Annotated in this window: 22 protein-coding genes and 1 pseudogene; 11 read left to right on the top strand and 12 right to left on the bottom strand. The window is 52.1% G+C overall.

What is annotated here, in order from left to right:
- Positions 1-183 precede the first annotated feature (183 nt).
- The 3 genes and pseudogenes from LWL52_RS17865 to LWL52_RS17875 all read left to right on the top strand — a co-directional run bounded on the left by LWL52_RS17865 (position 184) and on the right by LWL52_RS17875 (position 3,469).
- Positions 184-1,437, top strand: a complete 1,254-nt coding sequence (locus tag LWL52_RS17865) for a 3-deoxy-D-manno-octulosonic acid transferase (RefSeq protein WP_242922703.1) — start codon at positions 184-186, stop codon at positions 1,435-1,437.
- On the top strand, positions 1,434-2,357 hold the full coding sequence (gene rsgA, locus LWL52_RS17870; RefSeq protein WP_242922711.1) for a ribosome small subunit-dependent GTPase A: 924 nt from the start codon (positions 1,434-1,436) through the stop codon (positions 2,355-2,357). The genes LWL52_RS17865 and rsgA overlap by 4 nt, the downstream gene beginning before the upstream one ends.
- A 405-nt stretch (positions 2,358-2,762) precedes the next feature.
- Positions 2,763-3,469, top strand: a pseudogene (locus LWL52_RS17875) (SDR family oxidoreductase).
- 156 nt (positions 3,470-3,625) lie between these two features.
- On the opposite strand, the gene LWL52_RS17880 reads toward LWL52_RS17875, so the two are convergent.
- On the bottom strand, positions 3,626-4,282 hold the full coding sequence (locus LWL52_RS17880; RefSeq protein WP_242922713.1) for a fasciclin domain-containing protein: 657 nt from the start codon (positions 4,280-4,282) through the stop codon (positions 3,626-3,628).
- A gap of 151 nt (positions 4,283-4,433) precedes the next feature.
- Here LWL52_RS17880 and LWL52_RS17885 point away from each other — a divergent pair, with 151 nt between their 5' ends.
- Complete coding sequence (locus LWL52_RS17885; protein ID WP_242922715.1) at positions 4,434-4,895, top strand: peptidylprolyl isomerase; 462 nt, start codon at positions 4,434-4,436, stop codon at positions 4,893-4,895.
- A 64-nt stretch (positions 4,896-4,959) separates the two neighbouring features.
- On the opposite strand, the gene LWL52_RS17890 is transcribed toward LWL52_RS17885, so the two are convergent.
- Together LWL52_RS17890 and LWL52_RS17895 are read right to left on the bottom strand one after the other, a co-directional pair.
- Positions 4,960-5,724 carry a ZIP family metal transporter gene (locus LWL52_RS17890; protein WP_242922717.1) on the bottom strand — a complete coding sequence of 255 codons (765 nt, stop codon included), beginning with the start codon at positions 5,722-5,724 and terminating at the stop codon, positions 4,960-4,962.
- 138 nt (positions 5,725-5,862) lie between these two features.
- Entirely contained in the window at positions 5,863-6,597 is a 735-nt protein-coding gene (locus LWL52_RS17895; RefSeq protein WP_242922719.1) for a hypothetical protein, read from the bottom strand.
- Between the two features lie 186 nt (positions 6,598-6,783).
- Between LWL52_RS17895 and LWL52_RS17900 the strand changes: the two genes are divergently transcribed.
- The 3 genes from LWL52_RS17900 (at position 6,784) to LWL52_RS17910 (ending at position 8,949) form a co-directional block, all read left to right on the top strand.
- On the top strand, positions 6,784-7,824 hold the full coding sequence (locus tag LWL52_RS17900; RefSeq protein ID WP_367615727.1) for a DUF4917 family protein: 1,041 nt from the start codon (positions 6,784-6,786) through the stop codon (positions 7,822-7,824).
- A gap of 150 nt (positions 7,825-7,974) precedes the next feature.
- Entirely contained in the window at positions 7,975-8,547 is a 573-nt protein-coding gene (locus LWL52_RS17905) for a DUF1572 domain-containing protein (protein ID WP_242922723.1), read from the top strand.
- Positions 8,548-8,658: 111 nt separating this feature from the next.
- Positions 8,659-8,949 (top strand): hypothetical protein, encoded by a 291-nt coding sequence (locus tag LWL52_RS17910; protein ID WP_242922731.1) that lies wholly within the window; start codon positions 8,659-8,661, stop codon positions 8,947-8,949.
- A gap of 81 nt (positions 8,950-9,030) precedes the next feature.
- On the opposite strand, the gene LWL52_RS17915 is transcribed toward LWL52_RS17910, so the two are convergent.
- The 7 genes from LWL52_RS17915 to LWL52_RS17945 all read right to left on the bottom strand — a co-directional run bounded on the left by LWL52_RS17915 (position 9,031) and on the right by LWL52_RS17945 (position 16,202).
- Positions 9,031-10,548: a sigma 54-interacting transcriptional regulator gene (locus tag LWL52_RS17915; protein ID WP_242922739.1), complete on the bottom strand. Its 1,518-nt coding sequence runs from the start codon at positions 10,546-10,548 to the stop codon at positions 9,031-9,033.
- A gap of 467 nt (positions 10,549-11,015) precedes the next feature.
- Complete coding sequence (locus LWL52_RS17920; RefSeq protein ID WP_242922741.1) at positions 11,016-12,116, bottom strand: vWA domain-containing protein; 1,101 nt, start codon at positions 12,114-12,116, stop codon at positions 11,016-11,018.
- A gap of 15 nt (positions 12,117-12,131) precedes the next feature.
- Positions 12,132-12,461 carry a hypothetical protein gene (locus LWL52_RS17925; protein WP_242922743.1) on the bottom strand — a complete coding sequence of 110 codons (330 nt, stop codon included), beginning with the start codon at positions 12,459-12,461 and terminating at the stop codon, positions 12,132-12,134.
- 33 nt (positions 12,462-12,494) lie between these two features.
- Positions 12,495-13,472 carry an acyl-ACP desaturase gene (locus LWL52_RS17930; RefSeq protein ID WP_242922745.1) on the bottom strand — a complete coding sequence of 326 codons (978 nt, stop codon included), beginning with the start codon at positions 13,470-13,472 and terminating at the stop codon, positions 12,495-12,497.
- Positions 13,473-13,660: 188 nt separating this feature from the next.
- Positions 13,661-14,602 (bottom strand): glycosyltransferase, encoded by a 942-nt coding sequence (locus tag LWL52_RS17935; protein WP_242922747.1) that lies wholly within the window; start codon positions 14,600-14,602, stop codon positions 13,661-13,663.
- 7 nt (positions 14,603-14,609) lie between these two features.
- Complete coding sequence (locus LWL52_RS17940) at positions 14,610-15,716, bottom strand: DegT/DnrJ/EryC1/StrS family aminotransferase (protein ID WP_242922749.1); 1,107 nt, start codon at positions 15,714-15,716, stop codon at positions 14,610-14,612.
- A gap of 48 nt (positions 15,717-15,764) precedes the next feature.
- Positions 15,765-16,202: a sugar 3,4-ketoisomerase gene (locus tag LWL52_RS17945; RefSeq protein ID WP_242922751.1), complete on the bottom strand. Its 438-nt coding sequence runs from the start codon at positions 16,200-16,202 to the stop codon at positions 15,765-15,767.
- A gap of 146 nt (positions 16,203-16,348) precedes the next feature.
- On the opposite strand from LWL52_RS17945, the gene LWL52_RS17950 reads away from it, so the two are divergent.
- Complete coding sequence (locus LWL52_RS17950) at positions 16,349-16,951, top strand: IMPACT family protein (RefSeq protein WP_242922753.1); 603 nt, start codon at positions 16,349-16,351, stop codon at positions 16,949-16,951.
- 70 nt (positions 16,952-17,021) lie between these two features.
- A complete protein-coding gene (gene corA / locus LWL52_RS17955; protein WP_242922755.1) occupies positions 17,022-18,155 on the top strand; it encodes a magnesium/cobalt transporter CorA in 1,134 nt (377 codons plus the stop codon).
- 203 nt (positions 18,156-18,358) lie between these two features.
- Here the strand turns inward: corA and LWL52_RS17960 are convergent, their stop codons facing one another.
- Positions 18,359-21,082, bottom strand: a complete 2,724-nt coding sequence (locus LWL52_RS17960; RefSeq protein WP_242922757.1) for a hypothetical protein — start codon at positions 21,080-21,082, stop codon at positions 18,359-18,361.
- Between the two features lie 164 nt (positions 21,083-21,246).
- Here LWL52_RS17960 and LWL52_RS17965 point away from each other — a divergent pair, with 164 nt between their 5' ends.
- Positions 21,247-22,137, top strand: a complete 891-nt coding sequence (locus LWL52_RS17965) for a universal stress protein (protein ID WP_242922759.1) — start codon at positions 21,247-21,249, stop codon at positions 22,135-22,137.
- Here the strand turns inward: LWL52_RS17965 and LWL52_RS17970 are convergent.
- Entirely contained in the window at positions 22,134-23,030 is an 897-nt protein-coding gene (locus LWL52_RS17970; RefSeq protein ID WP_242922761.1) for an ATP-grasp domain-containing protein, read from the bottom strand. The two genes, LWL52_RS17965 and LWL52_RS17970, sit on opposite strands and share 4 nt — an antisense overlap.
- Positions 23,031-23,165: 135 nt before the next feature.
- Between LWL52_RS17970 and LWL52_RS17975 the strand changes: the two genes are divergently transcribed.
- The gene (locus tag LWL52_RS17975) at positions 23,166-23,822 is read left to right on the top strand and encodes a hypothetical protein (protein WP_242922763.1); all 657 of its coding nucleotides are present in this window, start codon (positions 23,166-23,168) and stop codon (positions 23,820-23,822) included.
- Positions 23,823-24,439 lie beyond the last annotated feature (617 nt).

The raw sequence follows: 24,439 nt of genomic DNA on the forward strand, positions 1-24,439 counted from the left end.
ACAAGATCCTTTCAGGATGACAAACAGGAGAGAATCAAAGTATCTTGTACGTTCCGGCCAGTTTTAATTTGAATGAAGTAACAGGACAGCAGCTGCCTAAAGTATACCCGCGCTCAAAAACTTACCTGCCATAAAACGGGGCATTCTCCTATCTTTGCAGTAATCACTCAATGTTCGTTATACTTGCCAAAGTTTCTTTACGATATCGGGATCAGAGCCTATGCAGCGGCCATTGCCCTGGCTTCGCCTTTTAACCAGAAGGCAAAGCAGATGCGGCAGGGGCGCGAGCAACAGTTTGAACGCCTGCAGCAGGCCCTGCACGGAAACCAGGCCCCGGTGGTATGGTTCCATTGCGCCTCGCTGGGTGAGTTTGAACAGGGCCGCCCGGTGATGGAAGCCTTCCGCCAGCAATTCCCGACGTACAAGATCCTGCTCACCTTCTTCTCGCCTTCGGGCTACGAGGTACGCAAAAACTACACCGGTGCCGATTACATCCTGTACTTGCCGCTGGACAGTGCCCGCAACGCCCGGCGCTTTGTGGAGGTGGTGCAGCCCCGGCTGGCCGTGTTCGTCAAGTATGAATTCTGGCATTATTACCTGCAGGCGCTACATAGGCAGCACATTCCGGTGCTTTCCATCTCCGCTATTTTCCGGCCCGATCAGATCTTCTTTAAGCCTTACGGGGAATTTAACCGCGCTATTCTGCGCAACTTTACCTACCTCTATACTCAGAACAAAGCCTCGCTGGAGTTGCTGCAAAGTATAGGCATTACGAAAGCAAGCGTTGCCGGTGACACGCGTTTTGACCGGGTGTTGCAGACAGCCGCATCAGTTAAGCAGCTCCCGCTGGTCGAAGCTTTTGCTGGCGACCAGGAGGTGTTTATCGTGGGCAGCAGCTGGCCGGCCGATGTGGCCGTACTCTTGCCACTGCTGCAGCAGTATAAGGCAAGTATAAAGTTCATCGTGGCGCCCCACGAGGTGAACGAGGCAGGTATAACAGCTCTGATGCAAACGCTGGGTGCCGATGCGGTGCCCTTTTCCAAAGCCACTACCGATACTGTTTCGAAGTATAAGGTGCTGGTGATCGATAATATCGGGATGCTTTCTTCGCTTTACAGCTATGGTACGTATGCCTACATTGGTGGTGCGTTTGGCAAAGGCCTGCACAACACCCTGGAAGCGGCCGTATTCGGGTTGCCCCTTTTCTTCGGACCCCGGTACGAGAAGTTCCAGGAAGCGATCGATCTGGTAAGGTTAAAATGCGCTTTCCCGGTGGCGGATGCGGCAGAGCTGCTGGCTGCCTTTGAGCAGGTATACCGCACGCCCGGCGAGCGCGACCGCATCACCACAACCGAAAAACAATACGTACAAAACCAGGCAGGCGCTACAAGCCGCATCATGGCCGATATTGCCCGCCTGCTTACCCCGCATACATGAAAGGAGTTGTCATTAAATCTACCGGTTCCTGGTACCTGGTCCGCGATGCAGCCGGCCAGCTGCACCGTGCCCGCCTGCGCGGCAAGTTTAAGCTGAAGGGAATGAAGGTGAGCAACCCCCTGGCTGTAGGCGACCGCGTGGAGTTTGACGTGGAAGGCACCGAGGAAGCCACTGCCGTGATTCACCACATCGCCGAGCGCGAAAATTACATTATCCGTCAGAGCACCCACAAAACAGCTTTTTCGCATATTATTGCGGCCAACCTAGACCAGGCGCTGCTCATCGTCACGCTGGTATCCCCCCGCACCTCGTTCGGGTTTATCGACCGCTTCCTGGTAACGGCCGAGGCTTACAGCATCCCTACCACGCTGGTATTCAACAAAACCGATCTCTATGATGAAGATGTGCGGAATTACCAGCATCAGATCAGCCACATGTATGCGCAGATCGGCTACAGCAGCCTGGCTACCTCAGCCGAATCTGGTGAAGGCATAGAGGCCCTTCATGCGCTGCTCAAAGGCAAAACCACTCTCCTGTCGGGCCACTCCGGTGTGGGCAAGTCCACGCTGATTAACCTGCTGGTGCCCGACTTGGCGCTGAAAACCTCCGAGATCTCCGACTTTTCAGACAAAGGCGTGCACACCACCACTTTTGCCGAGATGTTTGAAGTGGACACCGATACCTACATCATCGATACGCCCGGCATCAAAGAACTGGGTATAGTCGACATTCCGGCAGCCCAACTGGGCCACTTCTTCCCTGAAATGCGCGAGCGCCTGAACCAGTGCCGCTTTAACAATTGTACCCATTTCAACGAGCCGGGCTGCGCTGTCATCGAGGCGGTGCGCCACAACGAGATCTCCCTTTCGCGCTACGAAAGCTACCTGAGCATGCTGCACGGCGGTGACAACCGGAAGTAAGCTGGGGAAGTTAGAGAGTTAGAGAGTTAAAAAGTTAGAGAGTTAAAGAGTTAGATAGTCATACCTGACTTTGCGTAATTCTCTGAGCTTTTACTCTTTGCCAGCTTTAAAGGGCCTTGTGTGTCTGGCGCAAGCGTTTGCTTGTGCCTTTTAAGGTCAGATGAAGTATAAACCTGCCCTCTTCTGGTATAACCCGCACTCTCCTGAAAAGCAACCTGGGCAGCAGCTGCAACGTTATACTTTGCCTTACCAAAAACAGGCTCCCTTTCTTTGACAAGAAGGGGCAGGGGTGGTTGGATTCTCCTACTCAGGTCATCCCATAGCAACCGCACATCCAGCAATCAACCAATCCGCACCTGCGCCGTTACAGAATTTCATACTTCTGAAGACAAACCACAACATAAAATGAAACTGGATAACGCAAATATTCTGATTACGGGCGGCACGCTGGGCATTGGCCGCGCCACCGCAAAACTGCTCATTGAACACGGCGCCAACGTAGCTATTACGGGCCGCGATGCCAGCCGCACGCAGGAGGCCGCTGCCGAACTCGGCGCCATGGCCATTACCGCCGACGTGGGCAACTCCGCTGATGTGCAGCGCACCTTTGATGAGTTTATGAACAGGTATGGCCGGCTGGATGTGCTCATCAACAACGCTGGTATTGGCCTGACCCGCGGGCTGGACCAACTGACCGTAGAAGATTTTGAAACGATATACCGCGTCAATGTATTCGGCGCAGCGATGATGGCCGGGCGGCCGAGATTTTTAAACAGCAGAATGCCGGCAACATCATCAACATTGGTTCTACGGCAGCCACAAACGGGTATGCCGGCGGTTCGGTATATGCCAGCTCCAAAGCCGCCCTCCGCAGCATGACGCAAAGCTGGCAGGCCGAATTGCGCAAGTATGATGTGCGCGTTATGCTGATCAACCCCAGCGAGGTAACCACCGCCTTCGGTCGGGAGAACAGGGAAGAACGCGAAAGCAAGCCCAACAGGCTGCGGGGCGAGGAGATTGCCTGGGCCATAAAAGGCGCTTTGGAGATGGACAGCCGCGGTTTTATACCCGAATTGGCCGTATGGGCAACCAACCCCTTCGAAAAAGGCTAAATCTTTATACTGCTGCAGATATTCTTCTGAGAGTTGCGCCGGCAAGTACCCCACTTCAAACGGAGGCTTTCAGGAAATGCTTATACTTATAAAACAAAAAGGAGCGGCTGCACACGCAGTCGCTCCTTTTTGTTTATCTTTCTGATCCTGCAGCGCTTATTTCTCGGCCGGCACCAGCACTTTGTTGATCACATGGATCACGCCATTGCTGCTTTCAATGTCTGCTTTCTCTATTTCGGCTCCGTTCACCATCACCTTATCCTGGTTCTTCTCCACTTTTAAAGGCGAATCGGCCATGGTGCGTAAAGTACTGCCGTCTTTCAGGTCTGTTCCGGTAGTTTTGCCAGCGATCACGTGGTTTTTCAGGATCGCAACTAAGCGGTCCTTGTTCTGGGGCTTCATCAGGTCTCCTAAGGTGCCTTTGGGCAGGGCATCAAACGCCTCGTTGGTAGGCGCCAGAAAAGTATAAGGGCCGGTGCCACTCAGGTCCTGCACCAGGCCTGCCTGCCGTAGGACCGAAGCCAGAGTCGTCAGGTCCGGGTTGGCGGTAATGTTCTCCACAATGCTCTGTGAGGGCATCATTTCATGGCCGCCAACAATAGAGCCATCGTGTCTTACAGGCTTATCCGCAGCACCGGTCTCTGCACCGGCCGCATTCGGAGTCGTTTGTTGGGCACCCGCATCTGAACCAGGGTTGGTGCCTGCTTCCTGCTGTAGTTCGTTCTCGCTGTTGCCCTGGTTCGTGCCGCAGCTCATTACCAGGGTGCTCGTGCATAATGCCAGGGCATATGCCAGTATTTTCGTTCTTTTCATAGTTCGTTATAGGCTGTAATTGAATTAAAATTGCTAAAAGGGACCAAAAATCCTGCTTTAAACGCAGTATAGCCTCCTCTTAGCTTTCTTAAACTATAATTTACGTACTTTTGTTATCTAGATTGATTTTTAAGCTAAACCAGAAGTATACATGAGAACTGCAGAAATCCACACCGGCAAAGGTGTTATGAAAGTTGAGTTTTACGAAAAAGATGCTCCTAAAACAGTACAGAACTTTATCGACCTGGCCAAAAAAGGCTTTTACGACGGACTGACCTTTCACCGCGTTATTCCTGATTTCGTGATCCAGGGCGGTTGCCCTAACTCGCGCGAAGGTGCAAAAGGCACACCCGGCACAGGTGGCCCCGGCTATAAGATCGATTGCGAACTGACAGGCGAAAACCAGTACCACGACCGTGGCGTGCTTTCTATGGCCCATGCCGGCCGCAACACCGGCGGCTCGCAATTCTTTATTGTGCATAGCCGCAAAAACACGGCCCACCTAGACCGTAACCATACCTGCTTTGGCAAAGTGGTAGAAGGCGTAGACGTGATCGACCAGATCCGTGCCAACGACAAGATCGAGAAAATTGTAGTGAACGAAGAAGCGTAAACCGCCTTCAGGCTATACTTATAAAAGCCGCCCTGGTATCTGACCGGGGCGGCTTTTTCGTTTATCACACCCCTGCCAGGCGGCTCAGGATAAAGGCCAGCAGAAAGCCAGCCACCGTGATCAGGCCCGTAAAGTTATGCGCATACTCAAACGCTTCCGGGATCATGGTATCGGAGAGCATGGCCAGGATGGCGCCGGCTGCCAGGGCAGTAGTGGCTGCGATCACCTCCGGCGGGAAGCCGCTGAAGAACGTATAACCCGCCAGCGACGCCACGCCTGAAATAACAGCAATGCTGCACCAGACACCGAAAACATAGGCTTTGGAACGCCCGGCTTTCTTCATGCCGGCCGAGCTGGAGAGCCCTTCGGGCAGGTTGGAAAGGAAAATAGCCGCTACCGCCACCATACTTACCGCCCCGCCCGAAATCATACTTACCCCGATCACGATAGACTCGGGAATACCATCGACCAGCGCGCCAATGGCCAGCGCAACTCCGCTGCCGCTGTCCTGTGCCTCAGAAGCCTGCTGCTCGCCCGAGCGCTTGCGATGCTTTGCTCCCCGTTGCGCCAGCAGCCAGTTAGCGAACGTATAAATAATGGCCCCAACCAAAAAGCCGGCCGCCGTAGCTGCAAAACCGCCCTGTTTATAGGCTTCCGCCATCAGGTCGAATGAGAGCGCCGAGATCAGCACGCCGCTGCCAAAAGCCATAATAGCGGCCACCAGACGTTGCCGGATAGGAACAAAATAACCGAGCGCTGCGCCCAGTAAAAGCGCCGAGCCTGCTAATAAGCCCCACAAGCCAGCCTGTAACCAAAGCGGAAGTGCCATAGTATCGTTTTATGATGATGTGCCCAGACGTATGGTCTTACGGTTAAAAGCAGTTGGTGGTAAATACGAACAGGCCAGTATCACGCATGCGGGCTGCCGTAGCCAGGCTATTACCTTTTCGAAAGCACCCTGCGCCTGCTACGAAGTGAGGGAAAGGAGTAGGATGGCATAGGCGGCGGCTCCCAGTACAAAGGCCCAGAAACGGCTTTCATGCTCTTCGGGTAGCTCTTCTTTCAGCACGTTGAGTATAACACCGCCGCCTATAAAAGCCACCAGCAACACGATCAGCGTGTGCGACAGCACCAGCAGGTACCCAATGCTCCAGCCTATTATTAAAGCAGCCACCAACACCCAGCGCCCGGCTTTCTTATACCGCTCCTGATGGTGGGACAGCAGCCCAAAGTCGTTTACCAGAAAATGCAGGCCCATGGCTGTCGAAAACAGGATCAGCTGCTGGGTTGTCCCCTCTTCACGCTGAAACAGGAGATAGCCGATCAGGGCATTATACACGCCAAAGGAAGCCATGTGCAGCCAGAAAACACCGGCAGATGCTTTGTTTTCGCCTGCTGTTTTTTCGTTTTGCTGCTTGCTTTGCACCACCGCCCGCTCCAGGCCATAAAAAGCAGTAAGCCCCAGTAGTGCCATAATATAGACGTGGTGGCGCAGAAAACTTTCGCCCGGAAATGCCCGCTGTACCTGCGCCTGCCCCTCGCCCAATGCCGGAAACAGGTACAGAAACACGTAGGCCACCGACGTACCTCCGGCCGCCGAAAGCCAGATGCTTCGCGGCACGCCACCCAGGAACCGCAACTTAGAACCAAACGCATGTATGAGCGCCAGCACCAGCACCGGCCAGATCGAGATATGCTCCATACCTACCTGCTACCACAATTTAAGGCATGGAGTTACGGGTAAAGGATTTAAAGAGGAAAGGGAGGTATAAACAATAGCAAATTCGTTATATTTAGAAGTATAAAGGTCGCTCCATACCTCAGGCTGCTAAGCGTAAGTTCGCGTTTGGGGTGGTAGTGAGATGGAATTTTAAATATAGAAATAAAAATTGAAACATTACCATCTTATGACGAAGTTGTTAAATCACTCCGTCAAAAGAAGCGAACTAAACATCTACTATTCGGCAATGGATTTAGTATGGCGTATGATCCAAAAATATTTTCATATAACGCATTAAGCACATTTATTGACGATTCACAAAATGAACTTCTTATAAAGCTATTTTCCATTATCAATACTAAGAACTTCGAACTGATAATGCAGCAGTTGGACAATTTTGCTGAAATTGCCAAAGCCTTTAGTAATGATGTCCATTTAGTTAATAAAATAGAAGGTGCCAGTACAACCTTAAAAAACAGTTTAATTGAAGCTGTTAAAGCTCTTCATCCAGAACATGTCTTTATAGTTCCTGCGGAAAAAAGCCAATGCTGTCATAGTTACCTAAATGACTTTCTTGCAAATAGTGGAAAGGTATTCTCTACTAATTATGATTTGCTTCCATACTGGGTATTAATGAGAAATGACTCAAAGATTGCTATAGATGGCTTTGGCAGAGAATTAGAGAATCCTGAAGAGATAATCAAAGGAGAGGATGCTGAATTTTCCGAACTACGTTGGGGCAAGTATAAAGAGAGGCAAAATGTTTTCTATTTACATGGAGCTTTACCAATATTCGATACAGGAATTGATATTGTCAAAGAAGAATATGATTCTCAGCACTATTTATTACATAAGATTCATGAACGAATGGAAAGTAAAGAATACCCTATATTTGTTACTGCAGGAAGTGCAAGAGAAAAGCTCAATCATATCATGCATAATAAGTATTTATCATTTTGTTACGATGAGCTTTGTAAAATTGAAGGTTCATTAGTGACTTTCGGTTTTAATTTCGGAGAATATGATTCCCATATTATTGATGCAATCAACAAAGCAGCACATCTGGGAAAGCCTGCTGGGAACAAGTTACACAGTGTTTACATTGGGGTCTTCGCCGACGAAAATTTGGAATATCTAGAAAAAATCAAAGGCAAATTTATGTGTAAAGTCAATCTTTACAATGCGAGAACTGCTAAGATCTGGCAATAAAAAACACATAACATATCGTAAATGCCAGCCTCAATCTACAGCCTCACTGCCCCTCAAATCAGGCATGTTAATGAAAGTATAAAACTCAGACCTCAATCGTATAGCTTAGTAGTCGTTTGTTTTGATTAACAACCTGTAAAAGGAAGCGTTATGGCAGATGGTTATTTAGAAAGCGTGATTAAGCAATTCGAGTATTATAAAATGCTCGGAGAAAAGACTTTCCAACAAATTCCGGACGAGAAACTATTCTGGCAATACAATGAAGACAGCAACAGTATCGCCATTATAGTAAAACACCTCTGGGGAAACATGCTTTCCCGCTGGACTGATTTTCTGACGACTGACGGTGAGAAGGAATGGCGCGACCGGGAAAGTGAATTTGAAAACGACCTTACCTCCAAGCAGGAATTAACAGACAAGTGGAACGAGGGATGGAATTGCTTCCTGAACACATTAAAAGCACTGACGCCGGAAGACCTGGAGAAAACAATTTACATCCGGAACCAAGGGCATACGGTACTGGAAGCAATTAACAGGCAATTGGCACATTACCCGTACCATATCGGGCAAATTGTTTTCATTGGCAAAATGGTTTGTGCAGATAACTGGACTTCCTTGTCCATTCCCAAAGGCAACTCCAAAGCCTTTAACCAGGAAAAGTTCTCCCGCCCAAAACACCAGGAGCATTTTACAGATGAATTTATTCCGAAGAAAAAAGAATAAAGACCATCGTCAAGCTACGAAACCACCTTTTAAGGGCCACCAATGGAAGTAGCTTTCATAAAAAGGAAAGCGGCTATAACTTTGGCCTCTTCTATTATACTTATCAACCTTATGAATCTCTCCACCTTTACGCAAAGCCTGACCAGCGATGCGCCGCCTTCCGGCCTATCGGTATACTTGCAGGCCATGTGGCACGAAGGCAGCGGCGACTGGCAGAAAGCACACGAACTCATCCAGGATCTGCCTGATAAAACTGCCGCCTGGCTGCACGCCTACCTGCACCGCAAGGAAGGCGACACCTGGAATGCTGACTACTGGTACCACCGTGCAGGCCGCCAAAGACCCCAGCTAACGCTTGATGAGGAATGGCAAAGTATAACCACCACGCTTTTTGAAGTATAAAGTATAAAGGCAGGAACATCGCTGCTCCTGCCTTTATACTTCTATTCAACCCGAGACTCAGAATTCAGGACTCTGAACTCCCTAAAAGTCTTCTTCCTCCTCTTCGCCAAAAGTGGGCATCGAGAACATGCCGCTGAGCAGGTCTTTGAACTGCAGGCCGGTGGCCAGCTTATTTTTGCTGAGCTGGCTGTGCTCGGCCAGGCCGTGCAGCGCAAACTCCATCATAAACAGCTTTTCCTCGCCTTTCGCCTCGGGCTGATGCTTTTCTATCAGCGCCTCCAGCCCCGGCACTTTGAGCAATGCCTTTTTGTAATCAGCTGCAGACGCATCGCTCAGAATATCGACGGTGTTGCCATCGCCAAACCAGGCTGTAACGGCTTTATAAGGGTTGCCCTGTTTCGATTTCTTGGCCTTGTCGGGGTCCGGAAAGTACTTGAGAAACTGCGTGCGGATGGCTTTGCCCATCAGTACCTGCGCCACATGGCCCGCTCCCTCCTGCTCGCCCTCGTACACCAGCTCCACTTTGCCCGTTACAGCCGGGATTGTGTTCAGGAAATCAGCTACACGCACATAGGTTGTTTTCTCGCCGTTTAGCAGTGCGCGGCGCTCGGCCGCACTCAGCAGGTTTTCGTAAGCCGAAATGGTCAGGCGGGCCGATACACCGCTTTTGGGGTCCACATACTCGCTCTCGCGGGCCTCAAAGGCCACCTGCTCGATCAAATCGCCTACCAGCTCGTTGGTTTTTACGGCGTGCTCCTGCCCATCCTTTACATGCGCTTCCTGGCGAGTGATCTTCTTGCCCGTCTCAATGCTTTTCGGATAGTGGGTGATGATCTGCGAATCGATACGGTCTTTCAGCGGTGTTACAATAGAGCCCCGGTTGGTATAATCCTCCGGGTTGGCCGTGAATACGAACTGGATATCGAGTGGCATGCGCACCTTAAAGCCCCGGATCTGGATATCGCCTTCCTGCAAAATATTGAACAGCGACACCTGGATGCGCGCCTGTAGGTCGGGCAGCTCGTTTATCACGAAAATACCGCGATGCGAGCGCGGGATCAGGCCAAAGTGGATTACCCGTTCATCCGAGTAGGGCAACTTCATGGTGGCCGCTTTTATAGGGTCCGCATCGCCGATCAGGTCTGCAACCGATACGTCCGGCGTCGCCAGTTTTTCAGTATAACGCTCGTCGCGGTGCAGCCATCCAATCGGGGTATCGTCGCCGTGCTCGTGCACCAGGTCTTTGGCGTAGCGCGAGATCGGGTGCATGGGGTCATCGTTAAGCTCAGAGCCCTGCACTACCGGGATGTACTCGTCCAGCAGGTCTATCATTTGCCTGGCGATACGGGTTTTGGCCTGCCCGCGCAGCCCCAGCAGGTTGATGTGGTGCATGGAAAGGATGGCCCGCTGCATGTCCGGAATTACGGTTTCCTCATAACCCCAGATGCCCGGGAAAATATCTTCTTTTTGCTGCAGCTTCCGGATCAGGTTCTGGCGCAGCTCCTGCTTTACGGACTGTGGTTCGTAGCCGGCTGCTTTCAGCTGGCCTAGTGTTTTTATCTTCAGCAGATTTTCGGCTGGAATATCGTTATAGTTCATTCCTTAGTTTTTGAATTGTTGAATTGCTATCTCGCGATAAAAATGTAGTTTCAGGCTATGAAAAAGCCATCCTTATACACTTTGCTGATGTACCTCGCGGTACTTATCGTTATTATAGGAGGCGCTCTGCGGATTACCCATAAAATTAGCCTCAGCCTTTTTCAAGTGTTCTTAGCCTTCTCGTTTATCTTATATTTGCTTGCCCGAAGATTTAAAACCAGAATCTCGTAAGCTTCCCCCACTACTGCTCTTTCGGATTTACAATCCAAAAGTTGACTCTTGAGAACTCCCTGCTTGCCATGTTGGTCTCATCCCTTGCGGATCAGGGAAACCGTGGCAGGGATGGTTTCATACTACGAAGTTCGGTACAACATATACAGGCATTCTATTACTTAGTAGCATCCAAGACGCTCGCAGGAGCCTCCGGAATACTTCGAAGCTGTTGCGCACATTGCGAGAGCTACACGTTAAAAATTCTTCTTACGGTTTTGCTTGTAATCCCGGAACACAAGGTGGCCGAGGCCCTGCAAGCTGCTGTAATACGCCTGCCCGTTGTTCACCTTCGTAAATTCATCTACAAACGCCTGCAGGTAAGGGTCCGAGGCGATCATAAACGTGGTGATCGGGATCTTGATGCGGCGACACTGGGCGGCCAGGTTCAGCGTTTTATTCACCACCTTGCGGTCCAGGCCAAAGCTATTCTTATAGTAATGCAGCCCTTCTTTCAGGCAGGTAGGTTTGCCGTCGGTGATCATGAAGATCTGTTTGTTAGGCGTTTTGCGCTTGCGCAGAATGTCCATGGCCAGCTCCAGCCCTGCTACTGTATTGGTATGATACGGGCCCACTTCCAGGTAAGGCAAGTCCTTCACCTCGATCTGCCAGGCATCGTTTCCAAACACAAGTATATCCAGCGTGTCTTTGGGGTACTTTTGCTTGATGAGCTCCGCCAGCGCCATGGCCACTTTTTTGGCCGGCGTAATGCGGTCTTCGCCGTAGAGGATCATTGAGTGGGAAATATCGATCATCAGCACCGTAGCGGCCTGGGTTTTGTGTTCTGTTTCGGTTACCTCCAGGTCCTGCTCGGTCAATCGCAGATCACCAATGCCGTGGTTTATCTGGGCATTGCGCAGCGAATCCGTCATGGAGATCTGCTCCAGCGCATCGCCGAAGCGGTACTCGCGCTGGTCGGTGCCGGCTTCGTCGCCGATGCCGGTGTGCGGGGTAGCGTGGGTGCCTTTGCCGCCTTTTTTCAGCCTGCCAAAGATCTCTTCCAGCGCACTGCGGCGGATGCCCTGCTCACTTTTAGCAGTGAGCGTAAAGGCTCCTTTCTCCTGTGGGTTTTCGTCCAGGTAGCCTTTCTTTTTCAGATCTTCAATAAAATCCCCGATGCCATACTCGTCGCTGGTCAGGTTATACTGTTTGTCCAGCGAGCTGAGCCAGGCCAGCGCCTCGCCCACATCGCCGGAAGAAATGGTAACCAGCTGCAGAAATATCTTCAGCAGCGACTCAAACCCGGGCTTGTCGTCCTGCGGCGGCACATAGTCTGTAAAGCGATATCCTAAAGCCATAAATTCAGTATTTTATTATTCTGTAACACACGGGGCGGGTGCAATGTTCGGTAAAAGCCCGATAAGATTGCAGCAACAGGTCAAAGATCGTGTTACACAGCTGCTGCCGCAGTTTTCCACAACAAACTGGCAATCCTTATTTCTGTCAGCTCTCTTTAAAACGTGCCGCTGCATAAAAGCGATATAGGTAGCCTGTTTTTTGCCGGGCACATTTGCCCGGCTGCCACCAAAAGAAATTACCCGCCAGCGCCGATTTAGAAGAAGAAAGGCTACTGGAACCTGGTTTTTCTTTAGCCCAGGGCTGAAAACAAAACGAGCAGCCTGTTTACCAGGCTGCTCGTTCATATGCTTTTTATACTTGCTGTATAGTCTATTAAATTAGTCTATCCAACGGAATTTATACTCCAGAGTAGGCGCTTTCATGCGTTCGGCCACCCGCTTCAGTCTTACAGGTAGGGCCATCACGTAATCGCGGGCGCGCTCTCCGGCTTCGTTCAGGCCGGTTAAGGCATCAATCTTCCACTCATCGATCAGGCCTTCCAGAATATCAGTGTAGTCGGCAGCAGTATACACGCCGATGCGCTGTGCGGCATCGGTAAAATGGCCGAATGTGCGGCCGATCTCCACGCCAAGCTCGCGCATGTAGTGGGCGGGCATCACAATTTTCTTCCGCATCATATCTTCAAAAGCCAGCATCATCTCGTTCGGATCGGCTTCAAATATCTTGCTCACAAACGCTTTATATGCTTTGGCATGGCGTGCCTCGTCGGCTGCTACGTGGCCACAAAGCTTGGCCAGCATGTTATCGCCCTGCCGCTTGGCAATCTGGGCTACACGGCGGTGCGAAATGTTGGTTGCCGTTTCCTGAAAACTAGTGTACACAAACGAGCGGTATGGGTCGTTGTCGGTCATCAGGTCAAAGCCATCAGCAATCAGGTATTGCGTCGAAGCTTCCATCTCGCGCATGTTAATGCGGCCTGTCAGGTATAAATAACGGTTCAGGGCATCGCCATGGCGATTTTCCTCGGCAGTCCAGCTGCGGTTCCACTTCATCCACGGCCCATTGGGGTCCTGTGGCAGGCCGTCAATGGTCATCAGCCAGCTTTCGTAGGTGGGAAGCGCTTCTTCGGTAATGGTATCACCTACCAGCACAGCCAATAAATCGTAGCTCAGGTCTTTGGCCCTCTCACGCAGGAGTTTGATCTCGTCCAGAAAATTATCGAACGTCGTATCAGGTAAAAGATCAGCAGGTTGCCAGCTGTCTTCTACCGATTTCAGAAATTCCGTGATTTTTTCACTCACAAAACTTTCCATCCATCGAATTACTTCTCCTCTTGTGGCAACTGCTGTGATCATAATGCTATTTTGTTTGATAAGGCTCAAATTGCTTTTAAAATACTTTAGAAACAGGACGTCAGTATACGCATATTATTGATAAACAGGCGTGCAGGTAAACCTCCTGGAGTGTTATTTACGCAAAAATAAATGCGTGAGTCGATAAAAATACGTAAATATACCCATTCTATGCAAGAACTGTGCAAATGTTACAGATATCTAAGCATAAAATACCATTTCCGGAAAAAATGCAGGCTAAAACGGGCCCTGTTTAATTGCTCCATCAGCCGGTAGCTTATTGGGATATTCCCCTGGCGGGATAGCAGAGAAAAGAGCCGGGCCGCTTCTTCAAAGTTATCCGTCAGGTAGGCATGCCTGACTTCATATAACAACCTGATTTTAAAGGCAGAATGCTCCCGGGGCGTCTGCACCAGGGCGGCGGCTTTTTCGCAAACAGTAACCGTGGAAGCCAGCAGTCTGTTGCCCGGCGCATACCAGCTTCTGGAAAGGGAACGGCCATGCAGCCGTCGTCGGGTAGTTACTGCAGGTAAATAATAATAGTTATACCTGCGGGCCGACCGTACCCAGAAATCAAAATCCTCGTAAGCCAGCGCTTCATCGTACCCCCCCAGTTCTTCCAGCACCGTCCGGCGCATCATCATGGTTGGCGGGCAGATAAAGTAACGCTGGAGCACTTCGGCAAACACATCGCCATCCGGAGCTGCTTTATACTTGTGGCTGTGCAGGTATAACGGCTCCCCGCGCTCGCTGATATATTCCGCATCAGAATACACAACCGCATAGCTATGATCCAGCGCCTGGAAAGCAGCTACCTGTTGGGCCACACGGTCGGGCAGCAGCACATCGTCGGTAGCAAAATCGATTAGAAACGCGCCTTTGCTGGCATGCCAGCCCATGTTAAAGGCCGCGCAGTTGCCGCGGTTATGCCCGGTGCTAATAAACCTAATGTGCGGATGCTGCTGCCGGTATTGCTTGATGATTGCAACGCTGTTATCGGTGCTGCAGTCGTCTACCACAATTATTTCGAGGTTGGGGTAGGTCTGGGCCAGAACGGAATCGAGCGCCTCGACCAGGAAGCGTTCATGGTTGTAACACAGGCAGATAACAGAAACTAGAGGCAGCCGGCTCATCAGCAACTTAGTTAAAAAACTGCGTTATACATTGTATCACCGCCTGCTGCTCTGTCTGTGCCAGCCCTGGAAAAAGCGGCAGGCTCAGGCTCGTTGTGGCCAGTTCCTCCGCCACCGGAAAATCGCCGGGTTTATACTTCAGGAAACGGTAAGCAGGCTGCAGGTGAACCGGCACAGGGTAATGCACCGCCGTCGCAATGCCCTGTTGTTGGAGCCAGGCCTGCAACTGATCTCTAAATTCGGTGCGGATGCTGAAGATGTGGTATACATGGCTGCAGTCCGGCGCTGTAACCGGAAGTATAAGGTCACCTGTTCCCTGCAACGCCTGCAGGTATACCTGCGCCAGCCGCTGCCGCTCAGCGTTGAGTACGTCGAGCTGCGGTAGCTTTACCCGCAGCACGGCCGCCTGCAGCTCATCCAGCCGCGAGTTGATGCCGATGAGTTCTGATTGATACTTCCGGCTTTCACCATAGTTCCTGTACCGGCGGGCAAAATCAGCAAGCGCCGGGCTGTTGGTAACCACAGCGCCGCCATCGCCCAGGGCACCCAGGTTTTTGGTGGGGTAAAAGCTGAAAGCCGCTGCGTGGCCAAAGGTGCCCGCCAGCTGATTTTTATACTTTGCGCCATGTGCCTGTGCGGCATCCTCGATCAACAGCAGGTTGTGCTCTTGGGCCAGTTGCTGCAGCTCCTGCATCTGGCATACCTGCCCGTAAAGGTGCACCGGCAAAATTGCTTTTGTCCGGGAGGTAATGTATTTGCCTGCAGAGGCGGCTGTGAGGTTATTAGTTGCTTTATCAGGGTCGGCCAGCACCGGCCTGGCTCCTACCTGCAGCACCGCGTTGAGGGTAGCCACAAACGTATGAGCCGGCACCACGACCTCATCGCCCGGGCCAACGCCCACGGCTTTTAAGGCTATGACCAGGGCATCGTAGCCGTTGCCTACTCCGATGGCAGCTGCCATACCTAGATACCGCGCAAATTCCTGCTCAAACCCTTCTAAGTGCGCCCCCAGGATATACCTTTTGCTGCTCACGGTGTCGGTTACGGCCTGCATGAGCTGTGCCTCCAGCCCTGCCGGGTAATCTCTGAAAGCAAAGTATGGGAGGAGCGGCATAAGGCTTGGGGCAGGGCTTAAGAATAGCTTAGGGCAAATGATAAAAGGCTACTTACGGCTTTGTTCCGTTTTTAAGGCTGCCGCTGGCACAGCCAGTTTTTTAAATAATGCGTGATCCCGGATGTAATCTGCTTCGCTGAAATCGGTAGAAGCCAGGCAAAGCGCAATGGCGCCCGGAGAAAATGTCAGTTCCGTCCAGCACATAGCCGGTATATACAAGCCCTGGTCAGGATGTTTCAGTTCAAATACGGCTGAACTTTCCGCTGTCTCGGTTTTCACGTTTATACTTCCCGTTAAGGCCACCAGCACTTCCTGCGTCTCCACATTAGCGTGCCGCCCCCGCACCACAGCAGCTGGGGTGCCGTGCATCCAGAACACCCGTTTCACAGCAAAGGGCAACTGCTGCGCCTGCTGGGTTGTGGTTAGAAAGCCTTCGGACAGGGAGCCAATGCTATCGAAGGTCAGGATATAAGGGGCTTGGGGCAAAGTATAAAGCTTGTTTGTTACAAAATAAGCAGATTTTATGGGAAATGCGCTATGTGTTCGGGCACAGCTGCTGGTAAGGCGTCAACTTTTCGTTTAAATTTGTTTTATACTTCCTGCCGTTGCTGCCCTGAGCGCAGGTTATAACCATGCAAGATACCTACCATACCATTGCCGCACCCACCGAAGGCCTCTACAAAGAGAAAGGCAGCAAATTTATTGCCCTGGCCTACCCGGTTTACTCGGAGGAGGAAGTGAAGCAGCAGCTGGCAGCGCTCCGCCGGCAGTACTACGATGCCCGCCATCATTGCTACGCCTATACATTGGGAGCCGACAAAAGCCGCTACCGCGCCAACGACGACGGGGAACCCAACCACTCGGCCGGTGACCCGATTCTTGGCCAGATCCGCTCGGCTGAGCTGAGCAACGTGCTGGTAGTGGTGGTGCGCTATTTCGGCGGAGTAAAACTGGGGGTAAGCGGGCTGATAAACGCCTACAAAACAGCGGCGGCCGATGCTCTTAGCCAGGCAACCATCGTTGAGAAGTATGAAACCGTGCAGCTGCAGGTGCACTTCCAGTATGCGCAGATGAACGAGGTGATGCGCCTGGTAAAGGAATACGAACTGGAGATAAAACAACAGCAGTTTGCGCTCGATTGCCACCTGGTGCTGGAGGTGCGTAAAAAGCTGCAGCCCGACGTGACCGCCAGGCTGCTGGAGCTGGATGCCGTATCGGTCTCGGAAGTTGTTTAAGTACGGCTCCAAACGTGGCGGCGCCTGAATTAATTACTACCTTGCACCTGTACCGCTGCTTTGCCATACTATGTCGAAACGAAGAAAAAACCGCCACAACCGAAGCAAGATACTGGACCGCAGAGTGGGCGACCGCCCCGGGCATTTGTACGTGCCTGCCGAAGCCTATGAGCCGCGCTTTTTCCTGATCTCGTTTTCCGAGAGCTCGCTGGAAGAAATGGAACTGGAAAGCTATGAGCTACTGCTCAAAAAGGTGCGAAACGCCCCGGAGGCCCGCCACTGGGTCGACATACGCGGGTATGGTAACCTCTCGTTACTGGAAGAGATCACCCGCGATTTCGGGCTGCACCCGCTGCAGATGGAGGATGTGATCAACGATTACCAGCGGCCGAAAGTAGAAGAATTCGAGGGCAACCGCCTGTTCCTGATTTCGCGCATGCTGCGCTGGTCAAACGACACGCACTGCCTGGATGATGTGCAGCTTTCCATTTTTACAGGCCCCAACTACGTGCTCACGCTGCAGAGCGATTACGAGGATTGTCTGGACCCGCTACGCGAGCGTATCCGCGTTGGCAAAGGCGTTATCCGTACGCGCCCGGTCATGTACCTGGCCTATGCTATTCTGGATGTGGTGCTGGATTATTATTTCCCGGTGATGAGCGATATCGGCAGTTATACCGATAAATTAGAGCAGCTAGTGTTGCTGGAGCCCAACCGGCAATCGCTCAGCGAGGTGCTCAGCCTCAAAAGCGAACTGATCAAGCTCCGCCGCATTGTCTGGCCCGAGCGCGACAAACTGAACGAGTTGCTGCGCCTCGATGAAAACGTGATTCCCGGGAACCTGCGCGTATACTTCCGCGATGCCTACGACCATGTCGTGCAGCTCATCGACCTGATCGACAACCAAAAGGAAATGACTTCCAGCTTGGTGGAGCTCTACATGTCAACGGTCAGCAACCGCATGAACGAGATCATGAAAGTGCTCACCATTATCTCCAGTATCTTTATTCCGCTCAGTTTTATAGTGGGTTTGTACGGGATGAACTTTGCACACGAAAACCCGGAAACGGGTCGCGTCTATCCGCTCAACATGCCCGAGCTGTACCAGCCGTACGCGTACCCGATCCTGCTCTTTCTGATGGTCGCGCTCATCGGGCTGCAGCTATTCTTCTTTTACAGGAAAGGCTGGTTCAGGAGCTTTTAAATTTTCCCTGTCACACAGCTAGAAGCTCGTATTATGGTACCAGCTTGGGTGGTAAACAGGAAAGCGTAGGAGTTGCGGGAAGTATAAAGAAGTATAAGAAGTATGCTTCCGTAGCTGGTGCAAAGTATAACGCTCATCCCGAACACCCGTTGTATCCTGTTCTTTTCATCTTGATACTTGATACTTGATACGGGGTCCGAACATCACTCCGCCACTTTAAAGGAGATCTTTTTAAGCTCTCGCCGGAACACCTTGTATAAAGTATAACTGTTGGTTGCTTCGTTGTAATACAAGGTGACGGGCTGGCTGCTTTCCAGGGCGCGGCTGCCAATCAGATTGCCTTTCACATCATAGAGGTATGTTTTCTGCGGGCCGGTCTCAGTCATGGCGTATAGTTTTTTATCGCCCCCGAAGTGATAGAACTGCACTATTTTAGGCGCCGAGGTCACATACCGCTTCTCAAAAACCTGCTTCAGGTCCTGGTCAAAGATAGCCACCTTGCCCTGGTCCTGCCGCACGAGTATAAATGAGCGCCCATTGCTGCTTTCGGGCACCAGCTCGAACATAGCCCGCTTGCTGGGGCGCAGCAACTGCTCCCGGCGCAGCACTTTGCCCTGCAAATTAAACACCACCACCTGGCCATACTTTGTCACAGCTGTGACTTCGGTGCGGCGCAAGTCGGACCCCGCCCTGATCACAGCACCCGATGTGAGCGGCGATTTAACACTGAACGGGAAACCGGGATACGTTTCGCCGTCGCGGTTGAGGGCATACACATACCCGTTTTCGAGTAGCACCAGCAGCACGTCGTGGCCGCCCACCTGCACATGCTGCGGCGCGGCCGCCAGGCGGTAGTCCATGGGCCGCGGCTGCCAGCCAGGTATAGCCGTTCCACGCATATCATACTGGTACAGGTTGCCCTGGGCATCGTCTACCAGCAGGCCGTAATTGCCTTTGCCATCATAATCATATACCGACAGGTGCTGGATGCGCAGCGAGTCGCCCAGGTTAAAAGGAAAGTTGTCCAGTTCCTGGCCGTGGTTGTCTACGGCGTGGATGTGGTTAGCAGTGGCATACAGGTAGCGAAGCTTTTTGTCCGGCCCGTATTCTATCTGCTGCACCTCGCCCCTGATGGAGGTGCCCACCGTATCAGTCCAGCCCAGCTTATCGTTGGCTGTGATGTTATAAAGTATGTTGGCCGAGTCCTGCACCACCACCTCCGGGCTTCGGTCCACGGCATTCTGGATGGCAAAAGGCCGGGTGTCCAGCCGGCTCGGGAACGGCATGGTGAGTTCGGTGCTGAAGACATCTTCACCTGTCTTGCTCCTGTTTTGCCGCCTGAACACAAAGCTGGTATAGTACTGTGAGTCTACTTTGGAGAACTGCAGGCTTACCTGGTTAAACCGCTTGATGAGCGAGGCATTCTGCAGCAGGTCTTCGCGGTCGTTGTCGGTCACATAGCGGTTAAGGATGTACCAGGCATTAACGGTGTTCAGGTAGAGGCTGAAATTAGCTTCCTGCAGTGTTTCTTCCAGAAAAGCTTTTTGCGCCACCGATTTGCTCCACACATTTTCGGCCGAGATATCGTCCAGCAACGAACGCAGTGTGGCCATATCGGAGGAGAACAACATGTAATCGTCTACCTGCACCACATAACTTTGCTCAAAGCCACCGAACAGCCTGCCAAACAGTTGCGCCGGCAGTTCCGGCACGTCCAGCAGCTGGATGGTATAGCTGCCATACTCCTCTTTGTAGGGCTTGTTTTTACGTGCGGCCGCTACCTGCCGGATCAGGCTTGCAAGCAATTTGTTGGCAGAGGCTTTCTTGCCCAGGTGGGCAAACACTACTTTCTCGGGGCTGGTGGTGATGTTGTAAGATTCCAGGTACGCCAGGGCTACTTCGTTGCTGAAAGTATGCACCAGGCTGTCGGCAGTGGCGGCATAGGCCGAGCCTTTCCGGGCCTCGCTACCCTGCGCCCGCAGTCGGGCTACCTCCTCCAGGCCAAAATGGAGCAGCACCGCGGTGCGGCTGGGCAGGTAAGCTTTCACGCCGAGCGGATACGGCCGCCGGGGCTGCATGTCGCTGTGCAACGACCCTTTCAGGCGCTCCGGGTTCGAAAAGCCGTTGAGAAATATTTTATCGTGCTCCAGTTTAAGTTCCAGCATCCCGCTCTGGCACAGGCTGCTCAGGTATTGCACCTGGGGCATCAGCTCGGGCTGCATAAACAAACCCAGCAGGTCGGGCAGGTTGCGGTAGTTAACAAAAACGTTGGCGTATACTTCGGGCTGGTTCAGGTAATTGGTGCTTTTAAAGCTGGCCGCCACCGACACCAGGTTGCCGTGGTTAATGCGCCGCACGATCTCCTCCACCAGCACCGGCGAGGGACTCATGATCAGGTTGTTATGATATGAGAAATAAGTAAAGCTACTGCCGTTGCGCGTGTTGATCACATCCGTCAGCTCTACGCCCTGGTACTTGCGTGTGTCCTCTTTATAGACCGCACTTTTGCTGATGTTCTCTGTCAGGGTGCGCACAAAGCGGTGCTCTCCCACCGAATTGACCGGCACATAGTATACCACTTCCACATCGGCCTTGCCCACCACATGCACCGAGGTCAGAATATTTTTCTGATCCAGAAAGCGCGCCAACCGCTGCGAGCCGGGCGAGATGCTGTCGAGCCAGGCCATGTTCTCCTGAAAGCGCTGGGCAAAAGGAAGTATGGCCACGCTGTTCCAAAGCTCCGTTTCCTTCAGATGCTCCACCAGGGCGGCGTGGTGGCTGGTTTCCACAATAAAGGTGGCGCTATCAGGCACCAGCGTCCAGAGGTCCACTTTCTCCCGCGAGTCTTTCCAGCGGCTAAAGCCATAGTAGGCCAGCGACGCCAGTACAACAAAGCCGAGAAAGTATAAAAGGATGCGTTTGGGCATGGGATGCAAGTTCTGACTACAAAACTAAGCGAAATTTTGAATTTAAAGCCTTGCCTCCGGCAGTAGTTTGCACGGCAGGCGCCGCGTAAGCAGCATTCAACCGCTATGTAACAACTATCCCCGCACCAGCCATCGTATACAGTTGCAATCTTATAAAAGCTACTATGTATAAAATCCTGCTCCCTGTTGATTTCACTGCCGGTACGGAAGAGGCCTGTCGCTATGCGCTTAGGCTGGCAGCCGCCCAGCCACAGGCCCGGCTGCTATTGTTGCATTGCCACCAGGACTATCTGTCGGATGCCGATACGGACATGCCCCCACCCCAGGAAATGACCCAATCGGAGCGACAGACAGAGCGGGTGCTACATCGCAATGATACTGATGCCCAAATGCAACTGGAAGAATTGTACCTGCAGCTTTTGAACGAGGCTGGCTTAGAAGGGAGCCATGTACAGGTGGAACGTGCCTTAGTCCATGGGTTGCCGGAAGAGAAGATCGCCGAAGAGGCACAGCGCTATAATCCAGACCTGGTGGTAATGGCTACCCGGGGCGAGACGAGCCTGGCCCGCAATATTTTTGGCACCGTTACAACCAAAATGGCACAGAAACTGAACGTGCCGCTACTCACCGTTCCGAATACCAATACCGGACAGGCAGGGCACAACATCCTATACGCCACCAGCTTTGATCAGGCAGATAAAGAAGCCATTTTGTACCTGATCGGTACTTTGGCACCCTTCCATCCTACCCTCCACTGCCTGCACATCGCAACGCCGGCAGACCAGAAGAAAGCCAGGCAGCTACTAGCGCAGCTCAAAGAAAAACTGCAACCCAATTTAGCTGAACAAGACGTTCACTTTACCCTGCTGGAGGGCGACGATGTAGCAGAGACACTGCAGGACTATGTGCAACGCGAACGGATAGACCTGCTGGCGCTTACTACCCACAAGCAGGGGATGTTGGCGGGGATACTGCACCCCAGTCTGGCAGAGAAACTTGTCCTCACAGCAGAAGTGCCACTGCTAATCTTCCACAACAACGACACTGCTACCTAGCTTACCCGCAACGCCTGCAACTGCGCCTGCAGCGCTTCATAATAACGCGCCATAGCTCCCGGGCTGGTTGCCATAAAGAGGAAAGGCTCTATCAGTTCGAGTTCCATCAGCACAAAGCGGCCGTCAATCGCTACGCCGTCTACGCGGGCATACAGGCAGTCGGCGGCGAACTTCTCTACAATGGTTTGCGCCGTGGCCAACAAGGCTGCCGGTGGCGTGGGCGTATGAATGGTACCGCCAAAGAAGTGCTGAACCCGGAAATCGCCGGGCCTGGCGGTTTTAAGCACGGTATGGCTATACTTGCCCCCGAAAAACAGGAAAGACCACTCGCCCTGCTGCGCCACCTCCGGAATAAAAGGCTGCGCCATGAAAGGTTCCTGTTGCAGCAGCGCGTTGATGGCAGAAGTGCTGGCGACGGCCTGCTCCAGGGTAAGGGCCAGCGTATTCTTGGCGCCCCCGCTCACGCGCGGTTTCACGATGATCTTTTCCACGCCCAATTGGGCAAACACCTCCTCGGCCTGAAACGCATCGCCCTGGTTCAGCCACAAGGTAGGCACTACCTCCACGCGCTGTGCTGCCAGGTCTTTGAAGTAGCTTTTATCGGTGTTCCAGCGGATGGTTTGCAAGGGGTTCAGCACCGGCACATCCAGCTTCTCGAGTTCATCCAGCCAAGCATTAAAAGCATTTATCTTATCAAAGTAATCCCACGGCGACTTCATGATAATGGCATCGAACCGGCGCCAGTCCACAGTAGGGTCGTCCCAGATCTGATACGAAATGGCCAGGCCTTTTTCCTGCAGAAACAGGAGCAGCGCTTCGTTCTCCTCATCTGAAATGCCACTGTAATTACCCGTACTTTTATAGGTTATGAAAGCGATTTGTTGGATAGCCATATTTGTTTGATATTTGTTGCGAATTTAAACTTTATCCGGCGGAGAAACACGCAAAGCCATCCTTTTAAATATAACTTTTTGGGGGCCGGTTCACGTATGTAAGGTGTAAATTTTCATCCTCTTTCTACGCTCATCATGCCCTACCTGCGCCACAACACCCTCTGTTACAACCCTTCCCTTTCGGTGCGGTTGCTGGTGTTGCTGTTGTCCATCAGTATATTTTCGCCGGCCTGCAGCGCAGACAAAGGGCAGGAAGAACAGGCAGCCCCTCCGCACAAGCAACTGCCTACGCTGGCCGCTGCCGACACCACCGCCACGCGCCGCAACACACGCGAATCTGCCACAACAGACCTGCTGGGAAATCCTTTTGTAGCCAGCCGCGCCCAAGGCCGGAGCCTGAGTGCTTACTACGACCGCATCAGCACTGATTTCACCATAGATGCCGATGCCATTGAAAATTTGCACGAACCGGCTGTTACCGATACGCTTTTCACCATCCGGTTTGACACCTCGATGCTGGAGTTTTACGCCCCTACCCAAACCGGCGAGCTGCTGCTGCAAGTGGCCGATATTAAAAGCAGCGCGATTACGCTGCGCAACAACCTGCGGGTGGGTATGAGCCAGGCTGAGCTTATGAATCGCCTGAAGGCCCAGCCTGACCAACCGCTCCGGATCACACAAACGCCTACCGAGGTAGTTGCCTCTAACCGTGAAGGCGCCCCCGTCTCGTTGCGTTTTTTTCTGAAGAACGGCAAAGTGAGTCGCATCCGCTACGAAGGCTACGTGGACTGATAAGGCGTTTTTATTTTCTGTTTTCGAGTAATACTTTCGGATATACTTTGCCAGGTGCTGTTTGAGGCCTCTGGTTTATACTGCTGGTTATACTTGGAAACTAGCTGTATTGCTCCGTTTAAGGAAGCTACCTCAAGCTATACTTTGCTGCCGCCTTCTGCAACTCCAATTGGGCTATACTTGTTAGCTTGAGGTTGATGCTCGGTTTTATACTTCCGGTTATACTTGAGTTATACTTTGCTAGCTGATCACAATCCGCAGTTTTATACTTTAGCTATACTTGCTAGCAGCCTTTCTTGCTCAGTCTTATACTTGCCTTGTTTCATTTATTGCTTTGGAGCGCTCCAAGTCCGCGGGGGCTCGTCCTCGGGCATCGCGCTGTGGCGTGAAGCTGCTCCTCGCTTACGCTGCGGGCTGCCTTTCAGGCACCGCAACACACCAAGGCGCTCAACCCAAGGACTGGGATCTGTTTCGATAGCTCCTGTCTTTTATTATGCAACTTAAACTAAGTCCCCCTTTGAAGGGGGTAGGGAGATGTTATCACTGAAACTAACCTGCTTATACTTCAGCAAGCTGTCATTTCGACGATAGGAGAAATCTAAAATAGTTTCCTGATA

This window comes from Pontibacter liquoris (genome assembly GCF_022758235.1).
Taxonomy (GTDB): Bacteria; Bacteroidota; Bacteroidia; order Cytophagales; family Hymenobacteraceae; genus Pontibacter; species Pontibacter liquoris.